At 44.0% G+C, this 26,514-nt stretch carries 24 protein-coding genes and 2 pseudogenes; 23 read left to right on the top strand and 3 right to left on the bottom strand.

Going from position 1 to position 26,514, the window contains the following annotated elements:
* Positions 1-10 precede the first annotated feature (10 nt).
* A complete protein-coding gene (locus A3I5_RS0103535) occupies positions 11-946 on the top strand; it encodes a DUF7916 family protein (RefSeq protein WP_018373252.1) in 936 nt (311 codons plus the stop codon).
* Between the two features lie 184 nt (positions 947-1,130).
* Here the strand turns inward: A3I5_RS0103535 and A3I5_RS0103530 are convergent, their stop codons facing one another.
* From A3I5_RS0103530 to A3I5_RS12740, 3 genes are read right to left on the bottom strand one after another with little or no spacing between them, the layout of a single operon-like run.
* Positions 1,131-1,946 (bottom strand): TIGR03943 family putative permease subunit, encoded by an 816-nt coding sequence (locus A3I5_RS0103530; RefSeq protein ID WP_018373251.1) that lies wholly within the window; start codon positions 1,944-1,946, stop codon positions 1,131-1,133.
* Entirely contained in the window at positions 1,946-2,842 is an 897-nt protein-coding gene (locus A3I5_RS0103525; protein ID WP_018373250.1) for a permease, read from the bottom strand. The genes A3I5_RS0103530 and A3I5_RS0103525 overlap by 1 nt, the downstream gene beginning before the upstream one ends.
* Before the next feature lie 3 nt (positions 2,843-2,845).
* Positions 2,846-2,986: an SPJ_0845 family protein gene (locus A3I5_RS12740; protein WP_018373249.1), complete on the bottom strand. Its 141-nt coding sequence runs from the start codon at positions 2,984-2,986 to the stop codon at positions 2,846-2,848.
* Between the two features lie 437 nt (positions 2,987-3,423).
* Here A3I5_RS12740 and A3I5_RS0103515 point away from each other — a divergent pair, with 437 nt between their 5' ends.
* From A3I5_RS0103515 to A3I5_RS0103415, 22 genes and pseudogenes are all read left to right on the top strand, one after another.
* Entirely contained in the window at positions 3,424-5,583 is a 2,160-nt protein-coding gene (locus A3I5_RS0103515) for a Tex family protein (protein ID WP_026216905.1), read from the top strand.
* Positions 5,570-6,025: a SprT family protein gene (locus tag A3I5_RS0103510; protein WP_018373247.1), complete on the top strand. Its 456-nt coding sequence runs from the start codon at positions 5,570-5,572 to the stop codon at positions 6,023-6,025. The genes A3I5_RS0103515 and A3I5_RS0103510 overlap by 14 nt, the downstream gene beginning before the upstream one ends.
* 112 nt (positions 6,026-6,137) lie before the next feature.
* Positions 6,138-7,400: a UDP-N-acetylglucosamine 1-carboxyvinyltransferase gene (gene murA, locus A3I5_RS0103505; protein WP_018373246.1), complete on the top strand. Its 1,263-nt coding sequence runs from the start codon at positions 6,138-6,140 to the stop codon at positions 7,398-7,400.
* 479 nt (positions 7,401-7,879) lie between these two features.
* The gene (locus A3I5_RS0103500) at positions 7,880-8,443 is read left to right on the top strand and encodes a GNAT family N-acetyltransferase (RefSeq protein ID WP_018373245.1); all 564 of its coding nucleotides are present in this window, start codon (positions 7,880-7,882) and stop codon (positions 8,441-8,443) included.
* 3 nt (positions 8,444-8,446) lie between these two features.
* Positions 8,447-9,307 (top strand): methionyl aminopeptidase, encoded by an 861-nt coding sequence (locus A3I5_RS0103495; RefSeq protein WP_018373244.1) that lies wholly within the window; start codon positions 8,447-8,449, stop codon positions 9,305-9,307.
* A gap of 9 nt (positions 9,308-9,316) precedes the next feature.
* A pseudogene (locus A3I5_RS12885) lies at positions 9,317-10,135 on the top strand (YihY/virulence factor BrkB family protein); the annotation flags it as partial.
* Between the two features lie 102 nt (positions 10,136-10,237).
* Positions 10,238-10,900, top strand: coding sequence for a phosphoserine phosphatase SerB (gene serB, locus A3I5_RS12880; protein WP_026216903.1), 663 nt, complete (start codon positions 10,238-10,240; stop codon positions 10,898-10,900).
* A 674-nt stretch (positions 10,901-11,574) separates the two neighbouring features.
* Entirely contained in the window at positions 11,575-11,775 is a 201-nt protein-coding gene (gene atpE, locus A3I5_RS0103485) for an ATP synthase F0 subunit C (RefSeq protein WP_018373242.1), read from the top strand.
* Positions 11,776-11,813: 38 nt separating this feature from the next.
* Positions 11,814-12,536 (top strand): F0F1 ATP synthase subunit A, encoded by a 723-nt coding sequence (atpB, locus tag A3I5_RS0103480; RefSeq protein ID WP_018373241.1) that lies wholly within the window; start codon positions 11,814-11,816, stop codon positions 12,534-12,536.
* Positions 12,537-12,830: 294 nt separating this feature from the next.
* Positions 12,831-13,331, top strand: a complete 501-nt coding sequence (gene atpF / locus A3I5_RS0103475) for a F0F1 ATP synthase subunit B (RefSeq protein ID WP_018373240.1) — start codon at positions 12,831-12,833, stop codon at positions 13,329-13,331.
* Between the two features lies 1 nt (position 13,332).
* Positions 13,333-13,869 (top strand): F0F1 ATP synthase subunit delta, encoded by a 537-nt coding sequence (locus tag A3I5_RS12055; RefSeq protein WP_018373239.1) that lies wholly within the window; start codon positions 13,333-13,335, stop codon positions 13,867-13,869.
* Between the two features lie 14 nt (positions 13,870-13,883).
* Complete coding sequence (gene atpA, locus A3I5_RS0103465; RefSeq protein ID WP_018373238.1) at positions 13,884-15,389, top strand: F0F1 ATP synthase subunit alpha; 1,506 nt, start codon at positions 13,884-13,886, stop codon at positions 15,387-15,389.
* A 37-nt stretch (positions 15,390-15,426) separates the two neighbouring features.
* The gene (locus tag A3I5_RS0103460) at positions 15,427-16,302 is read left to right on the top strand and encodes a F0F1 ATP synthase subunit gamma (protein ID WP_018373237.1); all 876 of its coding nucleotides are present in this window, start codon (positions 15,427-15,429) and stop codon (positions 16,300-16,302) included.
* Positions 16,303-16,321: 19 nt separating this feature from the next.
* Complete coding sequence (gene atpD, locus A3I5_RS0103455; RefSeq protein WP_018373236.1) at positions 16,322-17,728, top strand: F0F1 ATP synthase subunit beta; 1,407 nt, start codon at positions 16,322-16,324, stop codon at positions 17,726-17,728.
* Positions 17,729-17,738: 10 nt separating this feature from the next.
* Positions 17,739-18,155: a F0F1 ATP synthase subunit epsilon gene (locus A3I5_RS0103450; RefSeq protein ID WP_018373235.1), complete on the top strand. Its 417-nt coding sequence runs from the start codon at positions 17,739-17,741 to the stop codon at positions 18,153-18,155.
* Between the two features lie 84 nt (positions 18,156-18,239).
* Positions 18,240-20,201 (top strand): DUF2207 domain-containing protein, encoded by a 1,962-nt coding sequence (locus tag A3I5_RS0103445; protein WP_018373234.1) that lies wholly within the window; start codon positions 18,240-18,242, stop codon positions 20,199-20,201.
* Between the two features lie 658 nt (positions 20,202-20,859).
* Complete coding sequence (gene trpX, locus A3I5_RS0103440) at positions 20,860-21,867, top strand: tryptophan ABC transporter substrate-binding protein (protein WP_018373233.1); 1,008 nt, start codon at positions 20,860-20,862, stop codon at positions 21,865-21,867.
* Positions 21,868-21,973: 106 nt separating this feature from the next.
* Positions 21,974-22,837 (top strand): ABC transporter permease, encoded by an 864-nt coding sequence (locus tag A3I5_RS0103435; RefSeq protein WP_018373232.1) that lies wholly within the window; start codon positions 21,974-21,976, stop codon positions 22,835-22,837.
* Complete coding sequence (locus A3I5_RS0103430; RefSeq protein ID WP_018373231.1) at positions 22,834-23,592, top strand: ABC transporter ATP-binding protein; 759 nt, start codon at positions 22,834-22,836, stop codon at positions 23,590-23,592. The genes A3I5_RS0103435 and A3I5_RS0103430 overlap by 4 nt, the downstream gene beginning before the upstream one ends.
* A gap of 211 nt (positions 23,593-23,803) precedes the next feature.
* The gene (locus A3I5_RS0103425; RefSeq protein ID WP_145955190.1) at positions 23,804-24,130 is read left to right on the top strand and encodes a hypothetical protein; all 327 of its coding nucleotides are present in this window, start codon (positions 23,804-23,806) and stop codon (positions 24,128-24,130) included.
* A gap of 332 nt (positions 24,131-24,462) precedes the next feature.
* A pseudogene (locus A3I5_RS11555) lies at positions 24,463-25,882 on the top strand (6-phospho-beta-glucosidase).
* Positions 25,883-26,160: 278 nt separating this feature from the next.
* On the top strand, positions 26,161-26,475 hold the full coding sequence (locus A3I5_RS0103415) for a PTS cellobiose transporter subunit IIB (protein ID WP_018373228.1): 315 nt from the start codon (positions 26,161-26,163) through the stop codon (positions 26,473-26,475).
* Positions 26,476-26,514 lie beyond the last annotated feature (39 nt).

Here is a 26,514-nt window from a genome sequence, read left to right as displayed (position 1 = left end):
GAGAAATTAAATGAGTGAAGTGGTACGATTAATTAATGCGTCTGCAAGCGACTTTGAAGGAATGACTCCCATGATGCTCAAAGAATCTATTTTAAAGTCAGAAGGTAGAGTCATTATGGGACAACATTTGTTATTTGCAAGTGAGGGACTCGTCAGAGGAGTCACAAATTCTGAGTTGATGTTTTCTTTCGGAGCAGATATGGTTATGCTCAATACCTTTGACTTAGACGTTTTAGACAATAATATTGGGATGCAGGGGCTTTCTTACAAAGAACTTAAGGAAAGATGTAAAAGACCAATAGGAGTCTATTTAGGCTGTTTAACGAATGACTTGGCAGATGTTGGAAAAAAACAAATTTATAGACGGGAAGGAATGCTCTGCACTCCTGAACATGTTCAACTATGCTATGAAATGGGAGTGGATTTCATTGTACTTGGTGGCAATCCAGGAAGTGGTACTTCTTTAAGAGATGTCATTAATGCAACTAGGTGGATTAAAGAGAAGTATGGAGATCGGTTATTTGTTTTTGCAGGTAAATGGGAGGATGGCATTACAGAGCCTGTTTTAGGAGATCCTATTGCAAACCGAGATGATAAAGCTATCATAAAAGAATTGATAGATGCAGGTGCAGATTGTATTGATTTACCTGCTCCAGGTTCTAGGCATGGTATTAGTGTTTCAATGATCCAAGAGTTAGTTCAATATATTCATAGTTACAAACCAGGTACGTTAGCGATGACTTTTTTGAATAGTTCAGTTGAAGGTGCTGATATGGATACTATTAGAATGATTAGCTTAATGATGAAAGAAACTGGTGCTGATATCCATGCAATTGGAGACGGAGGTTTTTCAGGGTGCGCAACACCTGAAAATATACACCAAATGAGCATTAGTATAAAAGGAAAGCCCTATACCTATTTTAGAATGGCTAGTGTAAACAAGTAAAAAGGTAGCTGATTGGCTTTTACTCACCTGTTTCAGACAATAAAAACTCTAAAAACAACAAAACTGCAAGAAAGCGGCGTTTACCTAACGTTGCTTTCATGCAGTTTTTAGTAGTTGTATTTACAAGTGAGATAAGGAGAGCGTTGTTTGATCATTTAAGGTGTGTCATTCACTCTCTTTGCTTTTAAAACACTCGATAAACATATTGGTTATCAGGTTTTTCAATAGGTGTGAGGGTTTCTATCTCTACTGTTGGTAAGGATTGGTTAAGCTTTTGGTGGTAAGTGATCGTGATTTTTCCAGTGGCTGAGAGCCAAGTGTCATTGTCATATTGTTTAGGCACATTGGTCAGCAGGAGCCCAAAGACACCTGAGTCGGCGATACAGTGAATAATCCCAAAGCGAAACAGAAAGAGATTACTGGCGTTGTCGGGATCCTGATAGGCAAAGCCTGTGAAGGTGATGGTCTTGCCGACAAATTGATCAGGGTAGTCGTAGATAATCTCCATGACTTCCATGTAATTTTCACGAGTCACCTCGATATGGTCTTGGCTAACATACTTGTCCAAGGCCTTTTGCATTTCCTCGGTGTAGGCGGATTTGGTAAAGAAGGACGAGGTATCTGGGCGCAGGTATTGGGTGGTCGTACCTTCTTGCTCCTGAGTGGCAGGGTCATTCTCCACGGCCAGTGGGAAGGAGTAGCCCTTAGCAGACACGGTATTGGCATCTAGAGTGACTGTTGGAAATAAGGTGCCGACAATGAGCGGAATGATGAGAAGACCATAGCTTTCTACCTTATCGGACCATTTGGTTAAATGGCTGTGCGTCTTCATCTTTTTCACCCAGACGATGAGCTGGACGATAGCTAAAATCAGCGAAATCACCATGGAAATATAGGTCAAGTAGGAGTATTTCAAATTGATATACTGATCTAATTTGCCAGACAGGTAGAGGTAGATGCCGAGCTGGAAATAGCCGAACAAAATCAAAAAGCGTAACATTAGAGAACTCCAATCATGAGTGTGTAAAGAATGACCACCAAACTTGAAATGCCAATAAACTGCGCAATGGCTTTGGTCTTGAAGTAGCTGGTCATCATAATCAGGTTTTTCACATCAATGATGGGACCAATAACCAAGAATGCCATGACTGGCGCCATACCAAAGCTAGAGAGCAAAGAAGCAGCGATAAAGGCATCTGCCTCGCTACACAAGGACAGCAAGAAAGCTAGAAGCATCATAAGGAGAATCCCCATGAGCGGGTTGGTGGAGATGCTAAGGAGGACACGAGTTGGTACGTAGACTTGGACAATACTGGCAAAGAGACAGCCAAAGACGAGGTAGCGTCCTGTATTGAAGAACTCATCAATGGCTTGGATAAGACTTTGAAAGACCTTGCGCCAACCATGCAACTGAGAAAAGTCATGTTCGTGGACGGTTTTTCGGTCAGGACGCATGATGCTGTCATGCTTGACAAAGCCAAGAAGGAGGCCTAATGTCAAAGCAACCAAGATTGCTCCCAAGGCTCGCAATAGAGTGAAGCGCCAGCTATTGCCGAAGGCTGTAAAAGTCGCCAAAAGGACAATAGGGTTAATGACAGGTGCTGTTGCCAAGAAAGGGATAGCCGTGTAGGCAGGGACTTTTTTCTCCAAAAAGCGGTTGACAATCGGTACGATGCCACACTCGCAAGATGGAAAGAAGAAGCCGATAAAGGTTCCAAAGAGAATGCGCAGAAATCGGTTCTTAGGCAGGTAGTGATGGACACGATCGGGAGTCACATAGACCTCAATGGCACCAGAAATCAGACTTCCAAGAAGGACAAAGGGGAGCGCTTCAATCATGATGGACATGAAGATAGCGCCAGTCTGAAGAACGCTGGGAGGGAGATTGGAAAACATAGCTTAGTCTTCCTCACTGAAGTTTGAATCAGAATTAGACTTTGGCTCTGGCTCTGGAAAATGAACGCTTTCTAAGTCATCAAAGGAAGCAAATTGTTCAAAGAGCTTGTCCCACTCATCTTGTTTTTTATAGGTTACAGGCATCGTCTTTTCTCCTACTTTCTGTTATTTTAAGTCCATTATACCTTAAATGGCTTAAAATTTTTCGAATAAACGTTCTAAGAAGGTCTTGACAAGAATTTTGGATGGGAGTCTTTTGTCACTCCAGATTTGAGGAAAAATAGCGGGAGCTGTTACTTTTCGTTGGTGAGGAAAGGCATAAAGAAAATTCTTCTAAATTATTTCTGAAATACTGTAAATTCAAGCCTATAATTGCAGAAAATAATTTCTTCATACGGTTACTGGAAAATGCGAAACTAAAGGATTTCAGATAAACTTCCATCAGTTTTCTCATAGATTGCCATGAAGTAGGTGCTTATCATTTTCACAACTTTTCAACAAATGATTTCTTCATGCGTTTGTCGTGATAAAAGATAAACTAAACACACTATATCGAGCGGAATCATGGTATAATAAACTTTATGGATAAGAAATATTTACAAATGACCGAGGCGCTTGGTTTGAGCCTCAAACAGATTGATACGGTGTTGACTTTGACTGCTGAGGGAAACACCATTCCCTTTATTGCCCGCTACCGTAAGGAAGCGACTGGTGATCTCGATGAGGTGGCTATCAAGGCTATTATTGACATGGACAAGAGCCTGACGGCTTTAGCAGAGCGAAAGGAAGTCGTTCTTGCTAAGATCGCATCTTTGGGGAAACTGACCGACCAGCTCCGTGCGAACATTGAGGCAGCGGAAAAATTAGCTGATGTCGAAGAACTCTACTTGCCCTATAAGGAAAAACGCCGCACTAAGGCGACTATTGCGCGTGAAGCAGGTCTTTTGGACTTGACCCGTTTGATCCTGCAAAATGTGGCTGACCTTTCAACTCAAGCGGAAAAGTTTATTTCAGAAGCCTTTCCAACTGTTGAAAAAGCCTTGTCAGGTGCTGTTGATATTTTGGCGGAAAGTCTAGCAGAAGACACCAAGCTCCGTGCTTGGACTTATAATGAAATCTGGACCAATTCAAGCCTAAACGCTAGCGTTAAAGATCAGAAAGCTGACGAAAAGGAAGTTTTCCAGCTTTACTATGATTTTTCAGAGCCTGTCAGCAAACTCCAAGGGTATCGCGTTCTAGCGATTAACCGTGGTGAGAGTTTAGGAATCTTGAAAGTTAGCTTTAGCCACAATTTTGACAAGATGCAGCGATTCTTCCTTGCTCGCTTCAAAGCGGTCAATCACTATATCGAAGACGCTGTCACAGATGCTATCAAAAAGAAAATCGTCCCTGCCATGGAGCGCCGAGTACGGTCTGAATTGACGGAAACTGCTGAAGATGGTGCTATTCAGCTTTTTTCAACAAACTTGCGCAATCTACTTCTGGTGCCACCGCTCAAGGGCAAAACTGTGCTTGGCTTTGACCCAGCTTTTCGGACAGGAGCCAAGCTAGCTGTTGTTGATGCGACGGGAAAACTCTTGACCACTCAGGTTATCCACCCGGTCAAACCGGCCTCAGCAAGTCAGATTGAGGAAGCTAAGAAAGAGTTATCACTCCTGATTGACCAATATGCGGTGGAAATTATAGCCATTGGTAACGGGACAGCCAGTCGTGAAAGTGAAGCCTTTGTGGCCGAAGTCTTACCGAATCATCCCGGTGTCTCTTATGTCATTGTCAATGAGAGCGGCGCATCAGTCTACTCTGCCTCTGAACTGGCTCGTCATGAATTTCCAGAATTAACCGTTGAGAAACGCTCAGCTATTTCAATCGCCCGTCGTCTCCAAGACCCGCTGGCTGAGTTGGTCAAAATCGATCCTAAATCCATTGGTGTTGGTCAGTACCAGCATGATGTTAGCCAGAAGAAATTGAGTGAGCAACTAGACTTTGTCGTTGAGACTGTGGTTAACCAAGTTGGTGTCAATGTCAATACTGCAAGTCCAGCACTTTTGTCTCACGTGGCTGGGCTTAACAAGACCATTTCAGAAAATATCGTGGCCTACCGCGAGGAGAATGGCGAGATTAGGAGCCGTCAGGAGCTGAAAAAAGTGCCGCGTCTAGGAGATAAGGCCTTTGAGCAGGCAGCTGGCTTTCTTCGTCTTCCAAATGCGGAGAACTTCTTGGATAATACAGGTGTTCACCCAGAGTCTTACCCAGCTGTTCAAGCCCTTCTCGAGCAACTAGAGATTACAGAGTTAGATGAGTCCGCTCAAGCCAAACTACAAGCCCTTGATTTAGCGGTGACAGCTGATAGTTTGGGGCTTGGTCAGGCTACGTTAAAGGATATTGTGGCTGATCTGCTCAAGCCGGGACGTGATCTGCGTGATGATTTTGCAGCGCCAGCCCTGCGTCAGGACGTTTTGGATATGAAAGATCTTAAAATCGGTCAGGAACTAGAAGGCGTTGTCCGTAATATTGTTGATTTTGGAGCTTTTGTCGATATCGGTGTCCACGAAGATGGACTTATCCATATCTCTCGCATGGTTGAGCGCAAGCGTGATAAGAAAACAGGGCGCCTGCCTCAATTGCCACACCCAAGCACTATCTTAGCGGTTGGGGATATTGTAACGGTTTGGGTGACTGAGGTCGATATCAAGCGCAGTCGTATCGGCCTTAGTTTGGTGAAGCCTCGTGAACTTGACTGATTATGTGAAGCAGGTCTCTTTAGAAGACTTCGGCAAGGCTTTCAAGCATACAGCCCATTGGAATAAGCGTCTTCGCTCAACAGGCGGGCGCTTTTTTCCGAAAGATGGGCATCTGGACTTTAATCCTAAAATCTATGAGGAGCATGGTCTGGCGATCTTTCGCCAGATTGTTCGCCACGAGCTCTGTCATTACCATCTCTATTTTGAGAAAAAAGGCTATCGTCACACAGATCAAGATTTCAAACAGCTGCTAACTCAAGTAGACGGTCTTCGCTATGCACCTGCGCTTCCTAATCGTCAGATTTATAAGCGCTACCATTGTCAAACTTGTGGTATGCAGTATTTCAGAAAACGGCGGATCAACACGGCTAATTATCGTTGCGGGAAATGTCGAGGATTGCTGGTCTTTGACGGTGAAATGACAAAAGATGTCAACGATTAGAAAAAGGTTACGAAAATTCAAAATAAAAAGTGTTGCTGGATAATTTAACGAAATATGGTATAATAGTGGGTGCTGTATTTTAATCCAGTAGTGAAAGTGAATTGTTTTTTGTATGAAGAAAATTAAGATAACTGGGAATCGTCCGTTGAGCGGAGAAATTACCATTTCTGGTGCTAAAAATTCGGTCGTTGCCCTGATGCCAGCGGCAATTTTGGCAGATGGTATTGTGACTTTGGATGGTGTACCCAATATTTCTGATGTTGATAGTTTGATTGCCATTCTTGAGATTATGGGTGTTAGCGTGACTAGAGACGGTGAGACGCTGACCATTGATCCGAGTGGTCTTAAGTCTATGCCCATGCCTTACGGTAAAATCAATAGTTTGCGCGCCTCCTATTATTTTTACGGTTCCTTGCTAGGACGTTTTGGTACGGCAACGGTTGGATTACCTGGCGGCTGTGATTTGGGGCCTCGTCCGATTGACCTTCACCTCAAGGCCTTTGAAGCTATGGGGGCAGAAATCAGCTATGAAGGTGATACCATGACTTTGAAGGCTATAGATGGTCAACTGTACGGAGCAACTATTTACATGGATACAGTATCTGTGGGAGCGACCATTAATACGATTTTGGCGGCAGTAAAGGCTAAAGGTCGGACGGTTATTGAAAATGCGGCCCGCGAACCAGAAATCATTGATGTCGCGACTTTGCTCAATAATATGGGAGCTCGTATCCGTGGAGCAGGTACCGATGTGATTACCATTGAAGGGGTAGAAAGTCTGTCAGGAACACGCCATCAGGTCATTCCAGACCGCATTGAAGCTGGGACCTATGTTGCCCTGGCAGCGGCAGTTGGCCAAGGGGTCAGGGTGACGAATGTCCTCTACGAGCATTTGGAATCATTCATTGCTAAATTAGAGGAAATGGGAGTTCGTATGACCGTTTCTGAGGATAGCATCTTTGTGGAAGAACAAGGAACGCTCAAGGCGGTCAATGTCCAAACCTCGCCCTACCCAGGATTTGCAACCGATTTGCAACAGCCTTTGACCCCACTCTTGTTAAAGGCACACGGTCAAGCGACGATCAAAGATACCATTTACGAAAAGCGTATTGGCCATGTGGCTGAATTAGCTCGCATGTCAGCTGATATTGAGGTTAAGGGCGACCGCATTGCCTATCAAGGTGGAAAGCGCCTTGAAGGGGCTGAGGTTAAGGCAACGGATCTCCGTGCTGGAGCAGCGCTTGTCATCGCGGGCTTGATGGCTCAGGGAGAGACTATCATCTCTAATGTGGAGTTTATCCTTCGTGGCTACTCTAATATCATTGAAAAACTAAGCGCCTTGGGTGCTGATATTCAGTTGATTGAAGAAGACTAGGTGATGTTCAAAAAAAGAAATCTTATGCTCTAAGCATCTTGTTTGTAAGCACAGGTTCTAAAAATTAGGATAAGGTTTTAAAAGTTGAGATTCGCTCACTTGTTTAAAAGATGCTAGCCATTACACAAGGGAGAAAGTGGGAAAGACTGTCCTAATGGCCTGTGCAGGGAAAAATCCGATCGACTTAGCCAGCAAGCCTTATTCCTAACTACTGCGTCAAATGGTTCTATCTCAAATAGTTAAGAGGAGACAGGACTCTTGTCCCAGTCTCTTCTCTTGTATTTATAGCAGAAAGATTTGTTAGAGGCTGAATTGTTGTGCTAATGCGTTTTGCAGATGGCTGATTGGACAGCCTTTAGCACTGAAATTTTACTCTTTTCCAACGTTAACCATTAGTAAAAAACACAGCTTTTTAGCTGGTTGGAGCTGATTTCATTCCTGTCAAACAGGCTGGTGAGAGATTATCATAGGAGATTGATATGTGGGAACAATTAGCCAAGTGGGCCCGATTTGAGACAAATCGCTTGATTTTACGGCCCTTTGTCTATCAGGATGGAAAAGATTTTTTTGACATCATGTCAGATGAGGACAACACGACCTTTTTGCACCCAGCTATCGATTGCTTAGAACTCTGCCGACAGGTCATGGTTGAGGGGTTCATGCGCCAGCCTCTTGGCATTTGGGCCATTGAAGAAAAGAACTGTGGGCGCATGATTGGCTCCATCCGTTTGGAAAATATTAAGGCCAAATCAGGGCAAGCAGAGATTGGTTACTTCTTGCACCGTGAGTTTTGGCAACAGGGGCTGGGGACGGAAGCTTTGGAGGGCTTGGTCTTTTTAGCCTTTAACCAGCTGGGTCTGCGCCAGCTCTTCATTAAAACGCATGTGGAAAATAAAGCGAGTCAGGCCTTAGCTCAAAAATTGGGTTTTCAGTTGCTCAGGCAGTATAAGGGGAGTGATCGGCATTCCCACCGTGTACGAACGTTTAACGATTATGTGTTAAGTAAAACAGATTACGATTTGATCAAAAAGAAAGAGGGATAAGGGATGATTACCATTAAATCAGCGCGTGAAATTGAAGCCATGGACCGAGCTGGCGACTTTCTTGCTAGCATTCATATTGGTCTGCGTGACCTCATTAAACCGGGGCTTGACCTGTGGGAGGTAGAAGAGTACGTTCGTCGCCGTTGTAAGGAAGAAAATGTTCTGCCTTTGCAAATCGGTGTAGACGGTCAAGTGATGGACTATCCTTATGCGACTTGTTGTGGCCTTAATGACGAGGTCGCCCATGCCTTTCCGCGTCACTACATTCTCCAAGATGGTGACTTGCTCAAGGTGGATATGGTCTTATCAGAACCTTTAGATAAGGCTGTTCTTGATGTTTCTAAACTTGACTTTGACAATGTGAGTGCCATGAAGCAACACACCCAATCATACAGTGGCGGCTTAGCGGATTCTTGCTGGGCTTATGAGGTTGGTCAAGTCTCTGACGAGGTAAAAAACCTCATGCAGGTGACCAAAGAATGCCTCTATATCGGGATTGAAAAGGCCGTTGTTGGCAATCGTATTGGGGACATCGGTGCAGCGATTCAGGAACATGCAGAAAAACAAGGTTACGGTGTCGTTCGTGATCTAGTTGGTCACGGGGTTGGTCCAACCATGCATGAGGAGCCGATGGTACCTCATTATGGCAAAGCAGGCCGTGGTCTGCGTTTACGTGAGGGCATGGTCTTGACCATCGAGCCGATGATCAATACAGGAACTTGGGAAATTGATACGGATATGGAAACGGGCTGGGCTCATAAAACCATTGACGGTGGCCTATCTTGCCAGTATGAACACCAATTTGTCATCACTAAAGGTGGCCCAATTATTTTGACTAGCCAAGGAGAAGAAGGTACTTACTAGGAGATTGTCATGAAAGCACTTGTCCAGAAAATCACCAACTATCCCTTTGTCCAGTATTTTATCAGATTTTATCAAGGGGCAGATATTGACTTGTCTAGCATTGCAGTCGCCTACTATTTCTTGGTTGCCGCTTTTCCATTGTTGTTTTTGCTCAGTGCTGCTCTTCCCTTTTTACAAATCAATGTGAATGATGTTCTCGGTTTTTTACAGACAACCTTACCTAAAGAAGTCTTTGAAAATATCAGTGGTATCGTTGAGAGTATCCTGACCAATCCATCATCTGGATGGTTGGGAATCTCCATTGCGACAGCCTTGTGGACCTTTTCGCAGTCCATGATTATCCTGCAAAAAGCCTTTAACAAAGCTTACGGTGTTGAGCAACACCGAGATCTGATTGTTGGGCGATTAGTTGGGATTTTGATTGGTCTTGTTCTTCAAGTCATGCTCTTTTTACTGATTTCAGTTGGATTTTTTGGTGAGACGATTATCAATTTTATTCACCGGTACATTGATATTGATTTAGACTTTTTCCAACGGATGCTTTCTTGGACGCAACCGCTGATTTACCTTGGTTTTATCTTTGTCATCTTCCTTTTGTACTATATTTTGCCAAATGTGAGAATCAAAAAAATCCGTTATGTCTTGCCGGGAACGCTCTTTGTAGTGATTGTTTTGACAGCAACAACGAACTTGGTTTCTCTTTATTTGAGCCAGTACATGAATAAGTTTGAAAACTTCCAGCTGGTGTCTTATGTCGTTTTGCTTTTGGTCATGGTCTGGTTTATCTTAATTGCTCAAATTTTGATTATCGGGGCTATTCTGAATGCTTCTTATCAGAAATTAGATGAGCCGACATTTACCCCAAGACGCGGGACGATTGCAGGAATCATTGAGAAGTTCCAGAAATTTAGGCGTAAACGTGGGAATAAAGTGCGTGGTGTTCAAGGTCTTTTGGTGATGGATGTTGACAGTACCTTGGTGATGGAAGAGGCCATCGATATTCTGGGAGATTTAGCTGGTGTTGGTGAGCAGATGGCGGCCATTACTGAGCTTGCTATGCAGGGAGATTTGGATTACGAGGAAGCCTTGAGGGAGCGAGTTGCCCTGCTTAAGGGGCTTCCGGAGACGATTTTTGATACCGTCGTCAAGCAGATGACCCTAACTAGAGGGGCCAAGGAGTTGATTGATGAGTTACATGCTAGAGGCTACAAGATTGGTTTGGTTTCAGGTGGTTTTCATGAAAATATTGACCCTATCGCCAAAGAGTTAGGGATTGATTATGTTAAGGCGAACCGTTTGGAAGTGAGAGACGGTGTTTTGACTGGCCGAACTGAGGGAGAAGTGGTGACCAAAGCTACTAAAGTGGCCATGTTGCAAGCTTGGGCAGCTGAGAATAAGCTTGAGCTTTCAGAGACGATTGCCATGGGTGACGGGGCCAATGACCTGCCTATGATTGAGGCAGCAGGTATCGGAATCGCTTTCAATGCTAAGCCGATTGTGCGCGCTCTAGCACCCTATCAAATCAATGAATACGACCTTTATCAGGTGATAACACTTCTGGATGAGATTAAGCCTGCTAAGGCAAATGTGTGAAAAGGTATTTTCTCTTTTGCAGTTAAATGAAAGTCTGACCTGACCTTGGTAAATGAATGAAATAACTCAAAAGAAACTAAATAAAAAACGATTTAAAACATGTCTTTTAGCTGCTGCTAAAGGGCTTTTTATATGTCTGCCTTTTAAGCATCTTCACTTGACAAATGATCATTTCTATCGGCTCATAGAGGTTTCACACATAATGAAACGCAGGCCATAACTAAACGATTACTGTCAGTGCCTTGCTTTTTGCCATTCCTAAATTCAGAATAGTCATTCATCCGTTATAAAGCGCTTTCTGCTTTATTTTGGTTGACATTGATTAAAAATAGGACTACACTAGGGAAGTAAAAACTTTAATACTCTTTGAACATCAAAAGGACAGATCGTTCAACTCCTCTTGATGGACTTTAAGCCCACAAGATATTAAGAGCGTTAGAAAAGCGATGAAAAATGGCTGCGTCAAACTATTCAATCCATAAAAATGAGATTGTGTGCTTGGCCCAGCCTCATCGCCCCAACCAAGACGACTAGGTTTTCACAGATGAGATCGAAGGAAACCCAGATGTCTACGGTTCTAGTCAGACGAAGCTAAATTTAGCTTTTAAGACCGTATTTTGTGGTCTGCTTTTGAGCTTCTTTGAGTATCACTTTAAAACTTGGAGGAAAACATTATGAACTTAGGAATTCTCGCGCTTGGTCTAGCAACACTTGGTGTTGGTATCGGTGTTGGTACCATGGTGAGTCGATTCTTCACGGCAGCAGCACGTCAGCCTGAAATGTATGACAAGCTCTTCACAACACTTTTCGTTGGGGTTGCCTTTATTGAGGGTTCATACTTTATCACCTTAGCCATGGCCTTTGTCCTCAAGTAGGTTGATGAAGCCCAATTTGGAAGAAAAGGAGGTCTCCATTGGAATCACACACTCCCCAGCTCGAACTTGGTCCAATCACCTTTGACCTGACCATTTTGGCCATGACACTCTTGACAGTGTTTTTGGTGTTTTTCTTGGTGCTCTGGGCCAGTCGTGATATGCAACTCAAACCCAAAGGCAAACAAAATGTCCTTGAATGGGTTTATGATTTTGTCATTGGTGTCACAGCACCAAATTTAGGGCAAACTTACGCCAGACAGTACTCGCTCTTTTACTTTACCCTCTTTACCTTTTTGCTGGTTGCTAATAACTTAGGGTTAGTGGCTAAGATTGAAGGACATCATGAGCTCAGTTACTGGATGTCTCCGACGGCTAATATGTACTACGCTCTCGGTTTGTCCTTGATGATTACGCTCTATAACAACTACCAATCCCTCAAGATCAATGGGGTTAAGGGGTATTTTAAAGAATTCATCACACCGCCAGCCATGACTTTCTTCAATGTTCTGGAAGAATTTACCAACTTTTTATCATTGGGATTGCGTTTATTTGGGAATATCTATGCGGGTGAAGTTGTCATTGACCTGATTATCCAGATGTCTAAGGTTAATGTTTTGACAGGTCCGATTAGCTTCTTGCTAAGTCTTTTGTGGATTGCCTTCTCCGTCTTTATCTCCTGCCTTCAGGCTTATGTTTTTGTCCTTTTGGCGTCTATGTATCTAGGTAAAAAGATTAAACACCATTCAGAAAAAGAGTCTTAAAAAGCAAAGCCTCCATCTATAAGATAAGATACTTGACTCAAGAGAACGTTTTCGAGATGAATACTCTTTGAAAATCAAACCTATACGTCGTTGATTTCAGCTTGCCGTACGCCAGTGCTGTCTGCATATCGTCGCCTAGTCTATTTTTGATTTTCTTTGAATACTGAGGGGATTTTTAAAAGACGAAGATGAGTAGCGAAAATGTCTTGAATGAAGGTGTTGAGATGTAAATAGAGCTTCTCAAGGTCAGATTTTTGAGAAGCGTATGTGATTGAATTGAAAGGAAATAGAACTATGACTATTGGAGCAACCGCATTGAGTAATATGCTTGGTCATTTTATCATTGTGACAGGGGCTTTCATCTTGCTTTTTGTGCTTTTGCGCCTTTTTGCTTGGTCAAAAATCACAGGTATTTTTGAAAAGCGTGCAGCCTATATCACTGGTGAGATAGAACGGGCTGAGAAAGCCAAGGCAGAAGCAACAGACTTGGTCAAGCAGCGTCAGGAAGCACTAACAGAAGTCCGCAAAGTAGCAGATGGGATTTTGCTAGAAGCTAAACAAACGGGCGAGTCGATGAAAAACCGTATGGTTTCTGATGCTGAAAAGCAGATTGATGAGATGAAAGCAAAAGCTGAACGTGATACTGCCAGAAACCGCGCAGAAGCAATGGCTTCTATGCGCGACGAAGTGTCAGAAATGTCACTGGAGTTGGCTCAGCAGATCTTGATGAAAGAGCTAGACCCAGCTGGTCAGAGCGAATTGATTGACCGCTACATTGCGAAATTAGGAGAATAAGATGGAAGCAAACCGATATGAGCAGGCCTTGTCCTATTCTCAACGTTTGGTCCGCGAAGCAAGAACTTCAGGGAACCTGGCAAGCTTTTTCAAAGAGGTTGGTCAGGTTTTAAGCGTTTTTGATCAGCAACACCTGGAAAAATTCTTTGCCAACAACACGATTCCTGAGAAGGATAAGGAAAACATCTTGCACCTGTTTCAACAGGAAGTGTCGCCAATCCTGGCAACCTTTTTTGACCAAATTATTTTAAAAAAGGAGTACGATTTGGTCTATGTCAGTCTCGCTGAGGTGGTTCACCATTCGCAGGCTGCGATGGGGCAATATGACATGAAAGTATCAACAGTCGTTCCTTTGACTTCTAGTCAAAAGTTGCAGTTGATTGCTAAGACGGAAGGGCTTTTAGGCTTGAAAGTTCGCCGTGTGATTGAAGAGATCAAGCCGGAGATTTTGGGTGGTTTTATCGTTGAGGTCAATCACAAGGTGATTGATGCTAGCGTTCGCCATCAATTGCAAAATGTCCAAAATGAGATGAAATAGGAAGTGGTGTCGTTTTGTCTATTAACACACAAGAAATTTCTGCTTTGATCAAGCAGCAATTGGATCAATTTACACCAAGTTTTAATGTCACTGAAACAGGTATCGTTACTTATGTTGGTGACGGGATTGCGCGTGCGCAGGGGCTTGACAATGCTATGAGTGGAGAGCTTTTGCGTTTTAGTAATGGCTCTTTTGGGATGGCTCAAAACTTGGAAAGTAATGATGTCGGGATTATCATTCTCGGTGATTTTGCTGGTATTCGTGAGGGGGATGTTGTTTCCAGAACTGGTAAAATCATGGAAGTCCCTGTCGGTGAAGCCCTTGTGGGCCGCGTTGTGAATCCTCTTGGCCAGCCAGTTGATGGTTTGGGGCCTATTAAGGCTAAGAGGACGCGTCCGATTGAAGCACCGGCTCCTGGTGTTATGCAGCGTAAGTCTGTTAAAGAGCCTCTTCAAACAGGGATCAAGGCTATTGATGCTCTAGTTCCGATTGGTCGTGGCCAGCGGGAGTTGGTTATTGGAGATCGCCAGACTGGGAAGACCTCTATTGCTATTGATGCGATTCTCAACCAAAAAGATCAGAATATGATCTGTATTTATGTGGCGATCGGTCAGAAAGAGTCTACTGTTCGAACTCAGGTGGAAACCTTGCGCCGTTATGGAGCCTTGGATTACACGATTGTTGTGACCGCTTCAGCTTCACAACCCTCGCCCTTGCTTTTCCTTGCTCCATATTCTGGTGTAGCTATGGCAGAGGAATTTATGTATCAAGGCAAGCATGTCCTCATCGTTTATGATGACTTATCCAAACAGGCAGTCGCCTACCGTGAGTTGTCTCTCTTGCTACGTCGTCCACCAGGACGCGAGGCTTATCCCGGAGATGTCTTTTACCTTCATAGTCGTCTATTGGAGCGTTCAGCCAAAGTTTCAGACGAACTGGGCGGAGGCTCGATTACGGCCTTGCCATTTATTGAAACGCAGGCTGGTGACATCTCTGCCTATATCGCAACCAATGTGATATCCATTACAGATGGTCAAATTTTCCTTAAAGACAACCTCTTTAATTCTGGTATACGCCCTGCGGTGGATGCAGGGTCTTCGGTGTCTCGTGTTGGGGGATCGGCTCAGATTAAGGCCATGAAAAAAGTTGCTGGGACCTTGCGGATTGACTTGGCTTCTTATCGTGAACTCGAAGCCTTTACGCAGTTCGGATCTGACTTAGACGCAGCAACTCAGGCTAAGCTTAATCGTGGTCGCCGCACGATCGAGGTCCTCAAACAGCCGTTACATGCGCCAATTCCTGTAGAAAAGCAGGTGTTGATCCTCTATTGCTTGACTCATGGTTTCTTAGACACTGTACCGGTACAAGATATTGCAGAATTTGAGCGCGCCTTGTACGACTACTTTGACCTGCGTCACGATGATCTTTTGAGTCATATTCGTCAGACTAAGGATTTGCCAGACGAAGCGCTTTTGGATGCGGCCATTCGTACCTTTAAGGAAGAATCTTCCTACAACTAAGTAGAAATAGTTATGAAACGAGAAAGGAGTGTGAGTGATGGGAAATTCTCTCAATGAAATCAAGACGCGGATTGCATCTACCAAGAAGACTAGTCACATCACGGGCGCCATGCACATGGTGGCTGTGTCGAGACTCGCACGTTCAGAATCCCATGCCAAGTCCTTTCAGATTTACACGCAAAAGATTCGGCAGATTACAACAGACTTGATGCAGGCAGAGCTGGTCAAGGGCTCAACCAATCCTATGCTGATTGAAAGAGAAATCAAAAAGACGGCTTATCTGGTCATCACCTCAGATAAGGGACTGGTTGGTTCTTACAATTCGACCATTTTACGCTCGGTTATGGAGATGATTGATCAAGACCATGACACGACGGATGAGTATGTGGTACTTTGTCTCGGTGGGATTGGTGCTGACTTTCTCAAAGCGCGTGGGATTACACCAATCTTTGAGATGCGAGGCTTGTCAGATCATCCGAGCTTTGATGATGTTCGTAAGATCATTTCAAAAGCCTTGGATATGTATCAAAATGAGCTCTTTGATGCGCTCTATGTCTGCTATACCCATCATATCAATAGCCTGACTAGTCAGGTGCGGGTAGAGCAGATGCTACCTATTTCACATCTGGATCCTAATGAGGCTGATGGTTACACCAAGACTTTTGATTTGGAACCCGATCGAGATACGATTTTAGAGCAACTCCTGCCCCAGTACGCGGAATCCATGATATATGGAGCTATTATTGATGCTAAAACAGCTGAGAGCGCAGCCAGTATGACCGCTATGCAGGCAGCTACGGACAATGCCAAACAGATTATTTCTGATTTGACCATTCAGTACAACCGTGCTCGTCAGGCAGGCATTACACAAGAAATTACGGAAATCGTTGGCGGTGCCAACGCCATTTCCTAAAATTGGAAAGAGGAAGAAGATGAGTTCAGGAAAAATTACGCAGGTCATTGGACCAGTCGTGGATGTCCGTTTTGATCCAGACGCCAAAATCCCTGAAATTAACAACGCCCTTGTGGTCTATAAAAATGATGGCTCCAAGCAAAAGGTTGTTCTGGAAGTTGCATTAGAACTGGGAGATGGTGTCGTCAGAACCATCGCTATGACAGCGACTGAAGGCTTGACCCGTGGACTTGAGGTTATGGATACCGGCTGTCCGATTTCTGTGCCAGTTGGTAAAGAAACGCTGGGGCGTGTTTTTAATGTTTTAGGAGACACGATTGACTTGGATACCGAGATGGACTCAAGCATCAAGCGTGAACCGATTCATAAAAAGGCTCCGACCTTTGATCAGCTCTCAACTTCAACAGAAATCCTAGAGACGGGGATCAAGGTTATTGATCTCTTAGCTCCTTACCTTAAAGGTGGGAAAGTCGGTCTCTTTGGCGGTGCGGGTGTTGGAAAGACTGTCTTGATTCAAGAGTTGATTCACAATATTGCTCAGGAACACGGCGGGATTTCGGTATTTACGGGTGTTGGTGAGCGGACACGCGAGGGCAACGACCTTTACTGGGAAATGAAAGAGTCTGGTGTTATTGAAAAGACAGCCATGGTCTTTGGTCAGATGAACGAACCACCCGGCGCTCGGATGCGGGTTGCCTTGACAGGCTTGACTCTGGCTGAGTATTTCCGTGATGTGGAAGGTCAAGATGTTTTGCTTTTTATCGACAATATTTTCCGTTTCACGCAAGCAGGATCTGAAGTATCAGCCCTTCTTGGGCGCATGCCATCTGCAGTAGGGTATCAGCCAACTTTGGCCACAGAGATGGGGCAATTGCAGGAGCGGATCACCTCGACTAACAAGGGATCTGTTACCTCTATTCAGGCCATCTACGTTCCAGCTGATGACTACACGGACCCAGCACCAGCGACAGCCTTTGCCCATCTGGATTCGACAACGAATCTTGAGCGGAAGCTGACCCAGCTTGGGATTTACCCAGCAGTGGATCCGTTGGCTTCAAGCTCTCGTGCCTTAGCGCCTGAAATTGTCGGCGAGGAGCACTATGAGGTTGCTACAGAAGTCCAACACATCTTGCAACGCTATCATGAATTGCAGGACATCATTGCCATTTTGGGAATGGATGAGCTGTCCGAAGAGGAGAAAACCTTGGTGGCGCGTGCGCGTCGCGTGCAATTCTTCCTGTCTCAGAACTTCAATGTGGCCGAGCAATTTACTGGTGTTCCAGGCTCTTATGTTCCTGTTGAGGAGACCGTTCGTGGCTTTAAAGAGATCCTTGAAGGGAAGCACGACAGTCTACCTGAGGATGCCTTTCGTAATGTCGGATCAATTGATGATGTCGTGAAAAAAGCTGCGCAGATGCAACTCTAAGAGGTGACCTATGAAGCAGATGAACGTTCAAATCGTTACTCCTGATGGCATCAGATACGATCACCATGCGACCTATGTCCAGTGTAAGACAACTGTTGGTGAGATGGGAATTTTCCCTGGGCATTCAAATCTCATTGCACCGCTGGATATTGCTGAGATCAAGGTCCGTCGGATTGATGACGTCAACCATGTGGACTGGATTGCAGTTAATGGCGGTGTTATGGAAGTATCTAATGATCTGATTACCATTGTGTCGGATGCTGCTGAGCGCGAACGTGACATTGATGTTAGCCGTGCTGAGCGTGCTAAGATGGTGGCTGAGCAGGAATTGCAGGAGGCTGAAGAAACCCATTCAGCAGACCAAGCCCGTCGTGCCCGTGTAGCTTTACAACGCGCCATCAATCGGATTCATGTCAGCAAGCATTAGAATAAACCAAAAATGAAGTGAGCCATCATGCTTGTCTGTCCCGCTATATTAGTCTATATTTTTGACCGACGGAGGAAGTGTTAAATGACTTCTCACAACAAAACCATCTTTCCGATGATACTAGCTATGACTTTCTCGTTTTTGCTGCTTTTTTGCGGTGTCCAATCAGCGAGAGCCTATGAGGTCACTCAGTACAAGGGACATTTGACAATCAAGGAAGATAACTCAGCAACTTTTGAGCAAGAGCTGGTTTATAAGTATGAGGACACCTATAACGGCCAGTATGTGAGTTTGGGAACCGCAGGTAACATGCCTGATGGATTTGGTATAGAAGGTCAGCTCCAGTATCGGGTCTATAAGAACGGTCAATTAGTTAGCACAAGTTATCCAGATGAGTTGGAAGAGTCTGGAAAGGTCACTTTTGAAAATATAGGTGATGGCTACCGCCTGAAGATCTATAATCGTGTAAAAGATGGTGACGTTGTCAAAATTCAAGTGAGCTGGCCGATTCAAAATATGCTCTTTCCTTATCAGGACATTGCTGAGCTTAACTGGGTGCCTATCAGTGATTGGGAAGTGCCCTTAAACAATATCAGCATCCGCATTACAGCGCCAGACTATCAAGACAGTCAAATGGCTGTTCATACAGGTTATCTGAAGGAAGCAGCGGCTGTCACTAAATACGGTCAAGATTATCAGATCACCCTTAACCGATTGGGGAGCGAGAAAAGGTTAGAACTCCATGGGTATTGGGACAGTGGTATTTTATCTGGACTAGATTCGGGAGCCTTTTATTCGGAAAATAATCTGGCCAGCTACCAGCAAACAGAAGCTAATATTAAACGCTATTCGAATCTTGTAAAAATCACGGTCTATGGAGTTTTACCTATGGTTGCTCTGATTGCCTGTGGCATTGATAGCAGTCGCTGGATAAGGTTTCGAAATAAGATCGACCTTCGGACGAAGATGCTCAAAGATACGCGCCTCTATGAGGCTCCAAGTGATTTGCGACCAATGTTAGTCGCTAGAATCATTTATAATGTTGATATACGCGATGTCAACCCCGCATCATCTAACAAGGCAAAGATTGATTTTGACCACATCTCGCAAGCAACTATTCTTGATTTGATTGACCGAGGAAACCTCGGTATTTCTGAGCAAGGTAATTCAGCAACATTGACCTATAAAACAGACAGGGGCATCAGCCCATCCGAGCGTGTCTTTTTGGATATGGCTTTTGGAAAAGAAAGAACCCTTCCAATGGAACATCTTTTCAAAGATTTCTCTGCAGAGCAAAATGTCATTCAAACGAAACGAAAGAGTCAGGAAAAAGCTATTCGTGAAAGTGGGCGTCAGCTGGTCAAAACCTATAACACAGCCTTTAAGAAATTGCGACAAGTCGTGGAAAATGAGAAAAATGAACTCGGGCTCAAACCCTATTATCGCAATCTAACGGCCAATAAGAAGAAGGACATGGGAGCAATCGGTAGATTCACTGCGATTGTCTTTATGCTAACCTTACTCGCCTATTTCGGTCTCCTATTTTTCTTTGAAACCCATGTCTGGATGCTAGTGCTGATTTTAGCGGTGTCCTTTGTTGTGCTAGTTGGTCTCTACAGTAGTAAGAGCCAATTAATCCACGACGGCATCTTGACGGAAGCAGGTCTCGAACAGTACCAACTTTGGGAATCCTTTAAAAACATGCTGCGCGACATTGGCCGATTTGACAAGACAGAGTTGGGAGCGATCGTGCTGTGGAATCGTATTTTAGTCTATGCTACTTTGTTTGGCTATGCCAAGGAAGTTAGCCGCGTTCTTAAGAAATACAACATTCAAATTCCAAATCCTGATCTCAACGCCTATGTCTATCGGGGCTATATGCCGCATCTAAGTGCGCGAACTGGTGGCTTTACACAGGATATCAGTAGTGCACGTGCAGCTAGCAATTTCAATGTTTCCTCTGGCGGCAGTGGAGGAAGTGGTGGTGGTTTCTCATCAGGCGGCTTTTCTGGAGGTGGAGGAGGCGGTGGTGGCGGTTCCTTCTAGCCATCGTTCGCAAAAAGTGATTATTTTTAAAAAAATAAATAGAAAATGATTGACAAAGATAAAAATCTAACCTATAATAGCCCTATCAGAAAAGTAATACAGAAATGTTTTCAGGGAGCTTGTGGTGATTGTGAACAAGTAGCGTTTGTGTATGAAAATTGGGCTGATACTTATAATGAATTCTAACACATAGGAATTCGGTGCGCACCCCTTACCGTGCAACTTGTTGTTTGACAAGATTGAGATGATGGCTGATTCTAGATATAGCCATCAAATGAGGTGGCACCGCGGTCCTATCGCCCTCACTTTCCTTAAGGAAAGTGAGGGTTTTTTCTATGGTTTTTAGCGAAATAAGCTCGTTAGAGCGGAGCTTAGAAACATTGACATAGGTTTGCCTAAGCAAAGCCTATGATCCAAACTAGCTTAGTGATTACACGTTACTTGGTAACGTCGTAGAGCTTAGGCATTGCGACGTGATCTTGAAAAATCGATATTATTTTTCAAGGGAGTTAGTCAGACGCTTAGCAAGTCCAATCAAGACTTGCGAGTTTGACCAGAAATGGTCAAGCTAAGCGTGTGAATGCAGTTCGAACGTATGTGAGAACGATGTTTCTGGTGTTAAAATTCAAAAAACAAGTCATATTTGGAGGAAAATCTTATGAAAAACAAGAAATTATTGGCAGTCCTAGCAGCACTTGCGGTTTTTGTCGTAGCCTATCTTGGTTTTACAAGTCTTTCAGGAACAAAGGGAAATAGCCAAGCGACGAATTCAGAACACAAGACTATCGGTGTTTTACAATTTGTCACTCACGAATCTTTAGATGAAATTTACCGTGGTATTGAGCAGGGTTTGGCAGATGAGGGGTATCAAAAAGGTGATAATTTAACCATCAACTTTATGAACGCTGAAGCGGACCAAAGCCAGATTCAAAAGATGAGCGAGAAACTGGTCGCTGACAAAAATGCAGCTCTCATCGGAATTGCAACGCCAGCAGCTCAAGGTTTGGCCAATGCGACCAAGGATATTCCAGTTATCATGGGAGCGGTAACCGATCCAGTCGGTGCTAACCTTGTGACTGACTTGAAAAAACCTGGTGGCAATATCACAGGTGTATCGGACGCGACACCTGTTGCGGACACGGTAGAGCTCATTCAGGCCATCACACCAGACGCCAAAACAATCGGTGTGCTCTACTCTAGCAGCGAAGATAATTCTCTGTCTCAGGTAGAGGCTTTCACAGAAGCAGCAGAACGTGCTGACTATACTGTAGTCCCTTATGCTGTGCCATCAACCAATGAAATTGCGACCACGGTCACAGCTATGTTGCCAAAAGTAGATGCTGTATGGACACCAACGGACAACACCATTGCATCAGCCTTTCCGACGGTAATATCAGCTGCCAAAGAGGCTAAAAAACCAGTCTACACCAGTGTTGAAACCATGGTAGAAGAAGGGGGGATCGCCTCTGTCACCCTCAGCCAATTTGATTTGGGGGTGGCAACTGGCAAAATGGTCGCAGCAGTTCTAAATGGAGCTGACCCAGCGAAAACACCAGTGGAAATCTTCAGCGAAGGAACCATTGTGGTTAACAAAAAAGTAGCCGAAGAGCTTGGCTTGACGATTCCAGCTAGCTTGCTGGAAAAAGCAACGACAATTATTGAATAGCATAGCGGTTCAGTTTATAAACAGTATTTTGACTTGTCACAGTGTTTAACCAATATTGAGGACTTACATCATTTTTAGACGGAATCACTATAAAGAGGAGTAAGACATGATCTCAACTATTTCACAAGGTCTTCTCTGGACTATTTTAGGTCTGGGAATCTTTATGACCTTTCGGATTTTGAATTTTCCAGATATGACGACCGAGGGTTCCTTTCCTCTGGGGGGTGCAGTGGCTGTAACTTTAATTACCAGAGGAGTCAATCCTTTTCTAGCAACTTTGGTGGCTATTTTGGCAGGCTGTTTGGCAGGCTTTGTGTCAGGGCTTCTTTACACCAAAGGAAAAATTCCCACGCTCCTTTCAGGAATTTTAGTTATGACCTCATGTCACTCCATTATTCTCATGGTGATGGGGCGGGCGAATCTTGGACTGCTTAACCACAAGGTAGCGCAGGATTATCTGCCCTTTGCACCCGATACTAACGAACTCGTCCTCGGTTTGATCGCTGTTGTTTTGGTTATTGGGCTTATGATTACTTTTTTAGGCACTCGCCTAGGGCAAGCTTACATTGCAACAGGTGATAACCGTGATATGGCTCAATCGTTTGGGATCAATACAGATAAGATGGAGCTGATGGGTTTGGTTTTATCAAATGGTATCGTAGCCTTGGCAGGCGCTCTTGTTGCTCAGCAGGAGGGGTATGCGGACGTGTCTCGGGGAATTGGGGTTATTGTTATTGGTCTAGCTAGTCTTATCATCGGTGAGGTGATGTTTTCCAACTTGACCATGCTGGAGCGTTTGATAACGATTGCGGTAGGGGCGATTGCCTATCAGTTTCTGATCTTGGCTGTTATCAGTCTCGGCTTTAACACGAGCTACCTCCGTATTTATTCAGCCTTGATCTTGGCTGTTTGCCTTATGATTCCGGAGTTGAAGTCTAAATTCTTTAAGGGGGTGAGTTTGAGCAAATGACAGCAGTAATCGAATTAATAGATGCCACTAAGATTGTCCAGAATGGCTTTAATGAACAAAAAGTGATACTTGACGGTGTCAATTTGACCATTCGTGAGCATGATTTTATCACTATTTTAGGTGGCAATGGTGCTGGAAAATCCACCCTCTTTAACGCCATTGCAGGGACTCTGCGCTTAACCAGTGGTCAGGTCCGCATCTTGGGTGAAAATGTGACCAATTGGTCAGCGGAAAAACGGGCTAAACATCTGGCCCGCGTCTTTCAAGACCCTAAAATGGGGACTGCCCCTCGGATGACGGTAGGCGAAAACTTGCTGATTGCCAAATATCGTGGCGAGAGACGCGGCTTGATTTCCCGCCAATTAGCAGCTCACAGCGATACCTTTCTTGCTCTACTTGCAAGGACTGGCAATGGACTGGAAAAGCATTTGGAAACGCCGACAGGGCTTTTGTCTGGCGGACAACGACAGGCCCTGAGCTTACTGATGGCCACTATCAAACGACCAGAGCTTTTGCTGCTGGATGAACATACCGCAGCCCTTGACCCTAAGACTAGTCAGTCCCTCATGGCATTGACGGAAAATTTCGTCACAGAAGATCAGCTGACAGCTCTGATGATAACCCATCATATGGAAGATGCCCTCAAGTATGGTAATCGCCTGATTGTGATGAAAGACGGCCAGATTATCAAAGACCTTAATACTGCTGAGAAGGCCAGCATGACCTTGGCGGATTACTATCAGTTTTTTGAGTAAGAAAGGAAGGGCTTGCCGCGTCAAGAGATGCGGAAAATTTTGCGATTGACAATGGCTGATAAGTTTGTTAAGATACTCTTATATATTAGTTTGTTAGACTGTGTTGAGGTGTGAAATGGTTTTATCCGTTTGTCTCCAACCGGGCTATCCTTGCTTTACGGATCCGCCGATTTTTTTACAAATGGTGTAACTGTTATATGATTGAGAGGAGATGTTTAAGATGGATGCCATGTTTGGTTTATTAGTAGTTGCTGTTGTTGCTTTTTTCGGCTATATGATTTTTAAGAATTTATTTTCAACACGCCCAGTGGGAGGTGTTTGGGATTATGTTATCTCTTTTAAAGATAGGCAGAGTATTCCAGATTTTGAAGACTCGCGGATCAAGGAAGCCTTCAAAAAGACAGGAGGCGTTGATAATACAGTAGTCGTTGAAAGTCAGGTTTCTGATAAACGGATTAAAGAGTTGATGACAGAGGTTTACGGTTTGGCACCAGCAGATTTTTCCGTGTCGTCAGCACGTAAGTTTTTCAATTTTTGATAAATGGGAGCGGACAAGAGAGTCTCGCTCCTCTTTTTTTCCGTATCGCTGTGGAAAAAGTGTCCATGTTGTTTGCGCTTTCAAAGAGATATAATAAAGATGATAATACTCAATCAAAATCAAAAGCAAACTAATTGAATTCGGACTAAGCACTGTGTGAAAAAGAGATGCAGCTGTTGTGGACTTTGCTCACTATACAGATGCGGCTCCCTTTAGGGACAAATCTTCCTAGAGTCCAAAGACTCTTCGTCAATTTTTCGTCCCACTCCAAGGCGACGCTGACGATGTTTGAATTTGATTTTTGAAGAGTAATAAAACTTAGGAGGTGCCTTATGGCAAGGTTTAAAGACGGTTTTCTCTGGGGTGGTGCGGTTGCTGCCCACCAATTAGAAGGTGGCTGGCAGGAGGGCGGAAAAGGCATTAGCGTGGCTGATGTCATGACTTCTGGTCGTCACGGTGTCCCTCGTGAAATTACAGCAGGTGTGGTAGAAGGCAAATACTACCCTAACCACGAAGCGATTGATTTTTACCATCGCTATAAAGAAGATATTGCCCTATTTGCGGAGATGGGCTTTAAGTGCTTCCGCACATCCATCGCTTGGACACGGATTTTCCCAAATGGTGATGAGTTAGAACCCAATGAAGCAGGCTTGCAGTTCTATGACGATCTTTTTGATGAATGTCTGAAACACGGCATTGAGCCTGTCGTAACCTTATCTCACTTTGAGTTGCCTTATCATCTGGTGACTGAGTACGGAGGTTTCCGCAATCGGAAGATCATTGATTTCTTTGTTCGTTTTGCAACGGTTTGCTTCAAGCGTTATAAAGACAAGGTCAAGTACTGGATGACCTTTAATGAGATCAATAACCAAGCGAATTATCAAGAAGATTTTGCACCATTCACCAACTCAGGTATTGTCTACCAAGAGGGTGAAAACCGCGAAGAAATCATGTACCAAGCCGCCCACTATGAATTGGTAGCGTCAGCTCAGGCGGTCAAGACTGGTAAAGCGATCAACCCTGACTTTCAGATCGGCTGTATGATTGCCATGTGTCCAATCTACCCTGCTACCTGCAATCCTAAGGATATTTTACTGGCTCAAAAAGCCATGCAGAAACGTTATTACTTCACAGATGTACACGTTCACGGCCAGTATCCAGAGCATATTTTCAAATACTGGGAGCGCAAAGGGTTCAACATCGACATCACTGATCAGGATAAGGCTCAGTTGTTAGAAGGTCGCGTCGATTACATCGGTTTTTCTTATTACATGTCCTTTGCCATTTCTTATCACCGCGACAATCCTCATTATGACTATTTGGAAACCGAAGATTTGGTTAAAAATGAGTATGTCGAGGCTTCAGAATGGGAGTGGCAGATTGATCCAGAAGGTCTGCGATATGCTCTCAACTGGTTTACCGATATGTACCACCTGCCACTTTTTATCGTAGAAAATGGTTTTGGAGCTATTGACCAGGTTGAAGAAGACGGTATGGTTCACGATGATTATCGAATTGACTACCTCGGAGCCCATATCAAAGAAATGAAAAAAGCAGTCGCAGAAGACGGTGTGGTATACTCCGTGGGGCTGCATTGACCTCGTATCTGCTGGAACGGGTGAGATGCGTAAGCGTTATGGGTTTATTTATGTTGATAAGGATGATGATGGTAACGGTACTTATGAGCGGACACCTAAGAAATCCTTTGCTTGGTACAAAAACGTCATCGCCACAAATGGTGAGGAAATCTGATTTGTCTTGTTAAGGGAGAGATGTTTGTCTCACCATTTGAAGTTGAGTATAATTAGGCCGATTTAGGCTGTATTGAAACGATTGAGAATTAGCCTTAGTAGAAAAAACAATTTTACAGGTTTTAGCACCAGCTTATGTGCGAATTAGAGCGGTGACTGACTTGCTTCTAAAAATCAATAAGGAAACTTTTCCGCATCAATACGGAAAAAAGCTAACTTCACAATGAAAACGTTTTATCCTATACTGGAATCAGTAAATAAATAAAAGGAGCTATCACTATGGCAAAAGCATTAATTATCTGTGCAGCAGGCATGTCTTCATCTCTTATGGCGAAAAAAACAACGGAGTATTTCAAGACAAAAGGTCATGATATTGAAGTCGATGCGATTAACGCAAATGAGGGTGGCAAGGCGATTGAAAAAGGAGATTTTGACCTCTACCTTGTCAGCCCACAGACAAAAATGTACTACAAACAATTCTCAGAAGCGGCAGAGCGCGCGGGGCGTAAAATTGCACAAATTCCACCGCAAGCCTATATCCCAATTCCAATGGGAATTGAAAAAATGGCTAATCTGATTTTGGAAAACATTTAAGTTTTGACCTGACAAATAGTATTGTAAATCTGACTGAAT

This window comes from Streptococcus merionis DSM 19192, assembly GCF_000380085.1.
Classification (GTDB): Bacteria; Bacillota; Bacilli; order Lactobacillales; family Streptococcaceae; genus Streptococcus; species Streptococcus merionis.
This window is presented reverse-complemented; position numbering and strand designations above follow the sequence as displayed.

What these genes read in the sequence shown, in the direction of transcription:
- A3I5_RS0103535 (WP_018373252.1), top strand. Translation starts at nt 11, where the DNA reads ATGAGTGAAGTGGTACGATTAATTAATGCGTCTGCAAGCGACTTTGAA.
- A3I5_RS0103530 (WP_018373251.1), bottom strand. Translation starts at nt 1,946, where the DNA reads ATGTTACGCTTTTTGATTTTGTTCGGCTATTTCCAGCTCGGCATCTAC.
- A3I5_RS0103525 (WP_018373250.1), bottom strand. Translation starts at nt 2,842, where the DNA reads ATGTTTTCCAATCTCCCTCCCAGCGTTCTTCAGACTGGCGCTATCTTC.
- A3I5_RS12740 (WP_018373249.1), bottom strand. Translation starts at nt 2,986, where the DNA reads ATGCCTGTAACCTATAAAAAACAAGATGAGTGGGACAAGCTCTTTGAA.
- A3I5_RS0103515 (WP_026216905.1), top strand. Translation starts at nt 3,424, where the DNA reads ATGGATAAGAAATATTTACAAATGACCGAGGCGCTTGGTTTGAGCCTC.
- murA (WP_018373246.1), top strand. Translation starts at nt 6,138, where the DNA reads ATGAAGAAAATTAAGATAACTGGGAATCGTCCGTTGAGCGGAGAAATT.
- A3I5_RS0103500 (WP_018373245.1), top strand. Translation starts at nt 7,880, where the DNA reads ATGTGGGAACAATTAGCCAAGTGGGCCCGATTTGAGACAAATCGCTTG.
- A3I5_RS0103495 (WP_018373244.1), top strand. Translation starts at nt 8,447, where the DNA reads ATGATTACCATTAAATCAGCGCGTGAAATTGAAGCCATGGACCGAGCT.
- atpE (WP_018373242.1), top strand. Translation starts at nt 11,575, where the DNA reads ATGAACTTAGGAATTCTCGCGCTTGGTCTAGCAACACTTGGTGTTGGT.
- atpF (WP_018373240.1), top strand. Translation starts at nt 12,831, where the DNA reads ATGACTATTGGAGCAACCGCATTGAGTAATATGCTTGGTCATTTTATC.
- A3I5_RS12055 (WP_018373239.1), top strand. Translation starts at nt 13,333, where the DNA reads ATGGAAGCAAACCGATATGAGCAGGCCTTGTCCTATTCTCAACGTTTG.
- A3I5_RS0103460 (WP_018373237.1), top strand. Translation starts at nt 15,427, where the DNA reads ATGGGAAATTCTCTCAATGAAATCAAGACGCGGATTGCATCTACCAAG.
- atpD (WP_018373236.1), top strand. Translation starts at nt 16,322, where the DNA reads ATGAGTTCAGGAAAAATTACGCAGGTCATTGGACCAGTCGTGGATGTC.
- A3I5_RS0103450 (WP_018373235.1), top strand. Translation starts at nt 17,739, where the DNA reads ATGAAGCAGATGAACGTTCAAATCGTTACTCCTGATGGCATCAGATAC.
- A3I5_RS0103445 (WP_018373234.1), top strand. Translation starts at nt 18,240, where the DNA reads ATGACTTCTCACAACAAAACCATCTTTCCGATGATACTAGCTATGACT.
- trpX (WP_018373233.1), top strand. Translation starts at nt 20,860, where the DNA reads ATGAAAAACAAGAAATTATTGGCAGTCCTAGCAGCACTTGCGGTTTTT.
- A3I5_RS0103435 (WP_018373232.1), top strand. Translation starts at nt 21,974, where the DNA reads ATGATCTCAACTATTTCACAAGGTCTTCTCTGGACTATTTTAGGTCTG.
- A3I5_RS0103430 (WP_018373231.1), top strand. Translation starts at nt 22,834, where the DNA reads ATGACAGCAGTAATCGAATTAATAGATGCCACTAAGATTGTCCAGAAT.
- A3I5_RS0103425 (WP_145955190.1), top strand. Translation starts at nt 23,804, where the DNA reads ATGTTTAAGATGGATGCCATGTTTGGTTTATTAGTAGTTGCTGTTGTT.
- A3I5_RS0103415 (WP_018373228.1), top strand. Translation starts at nt 26,161, where the DNA reads ATGGCAAAAGCATTAATTATCTGTGCAGCAGGCATGTCTTCATCTCTT.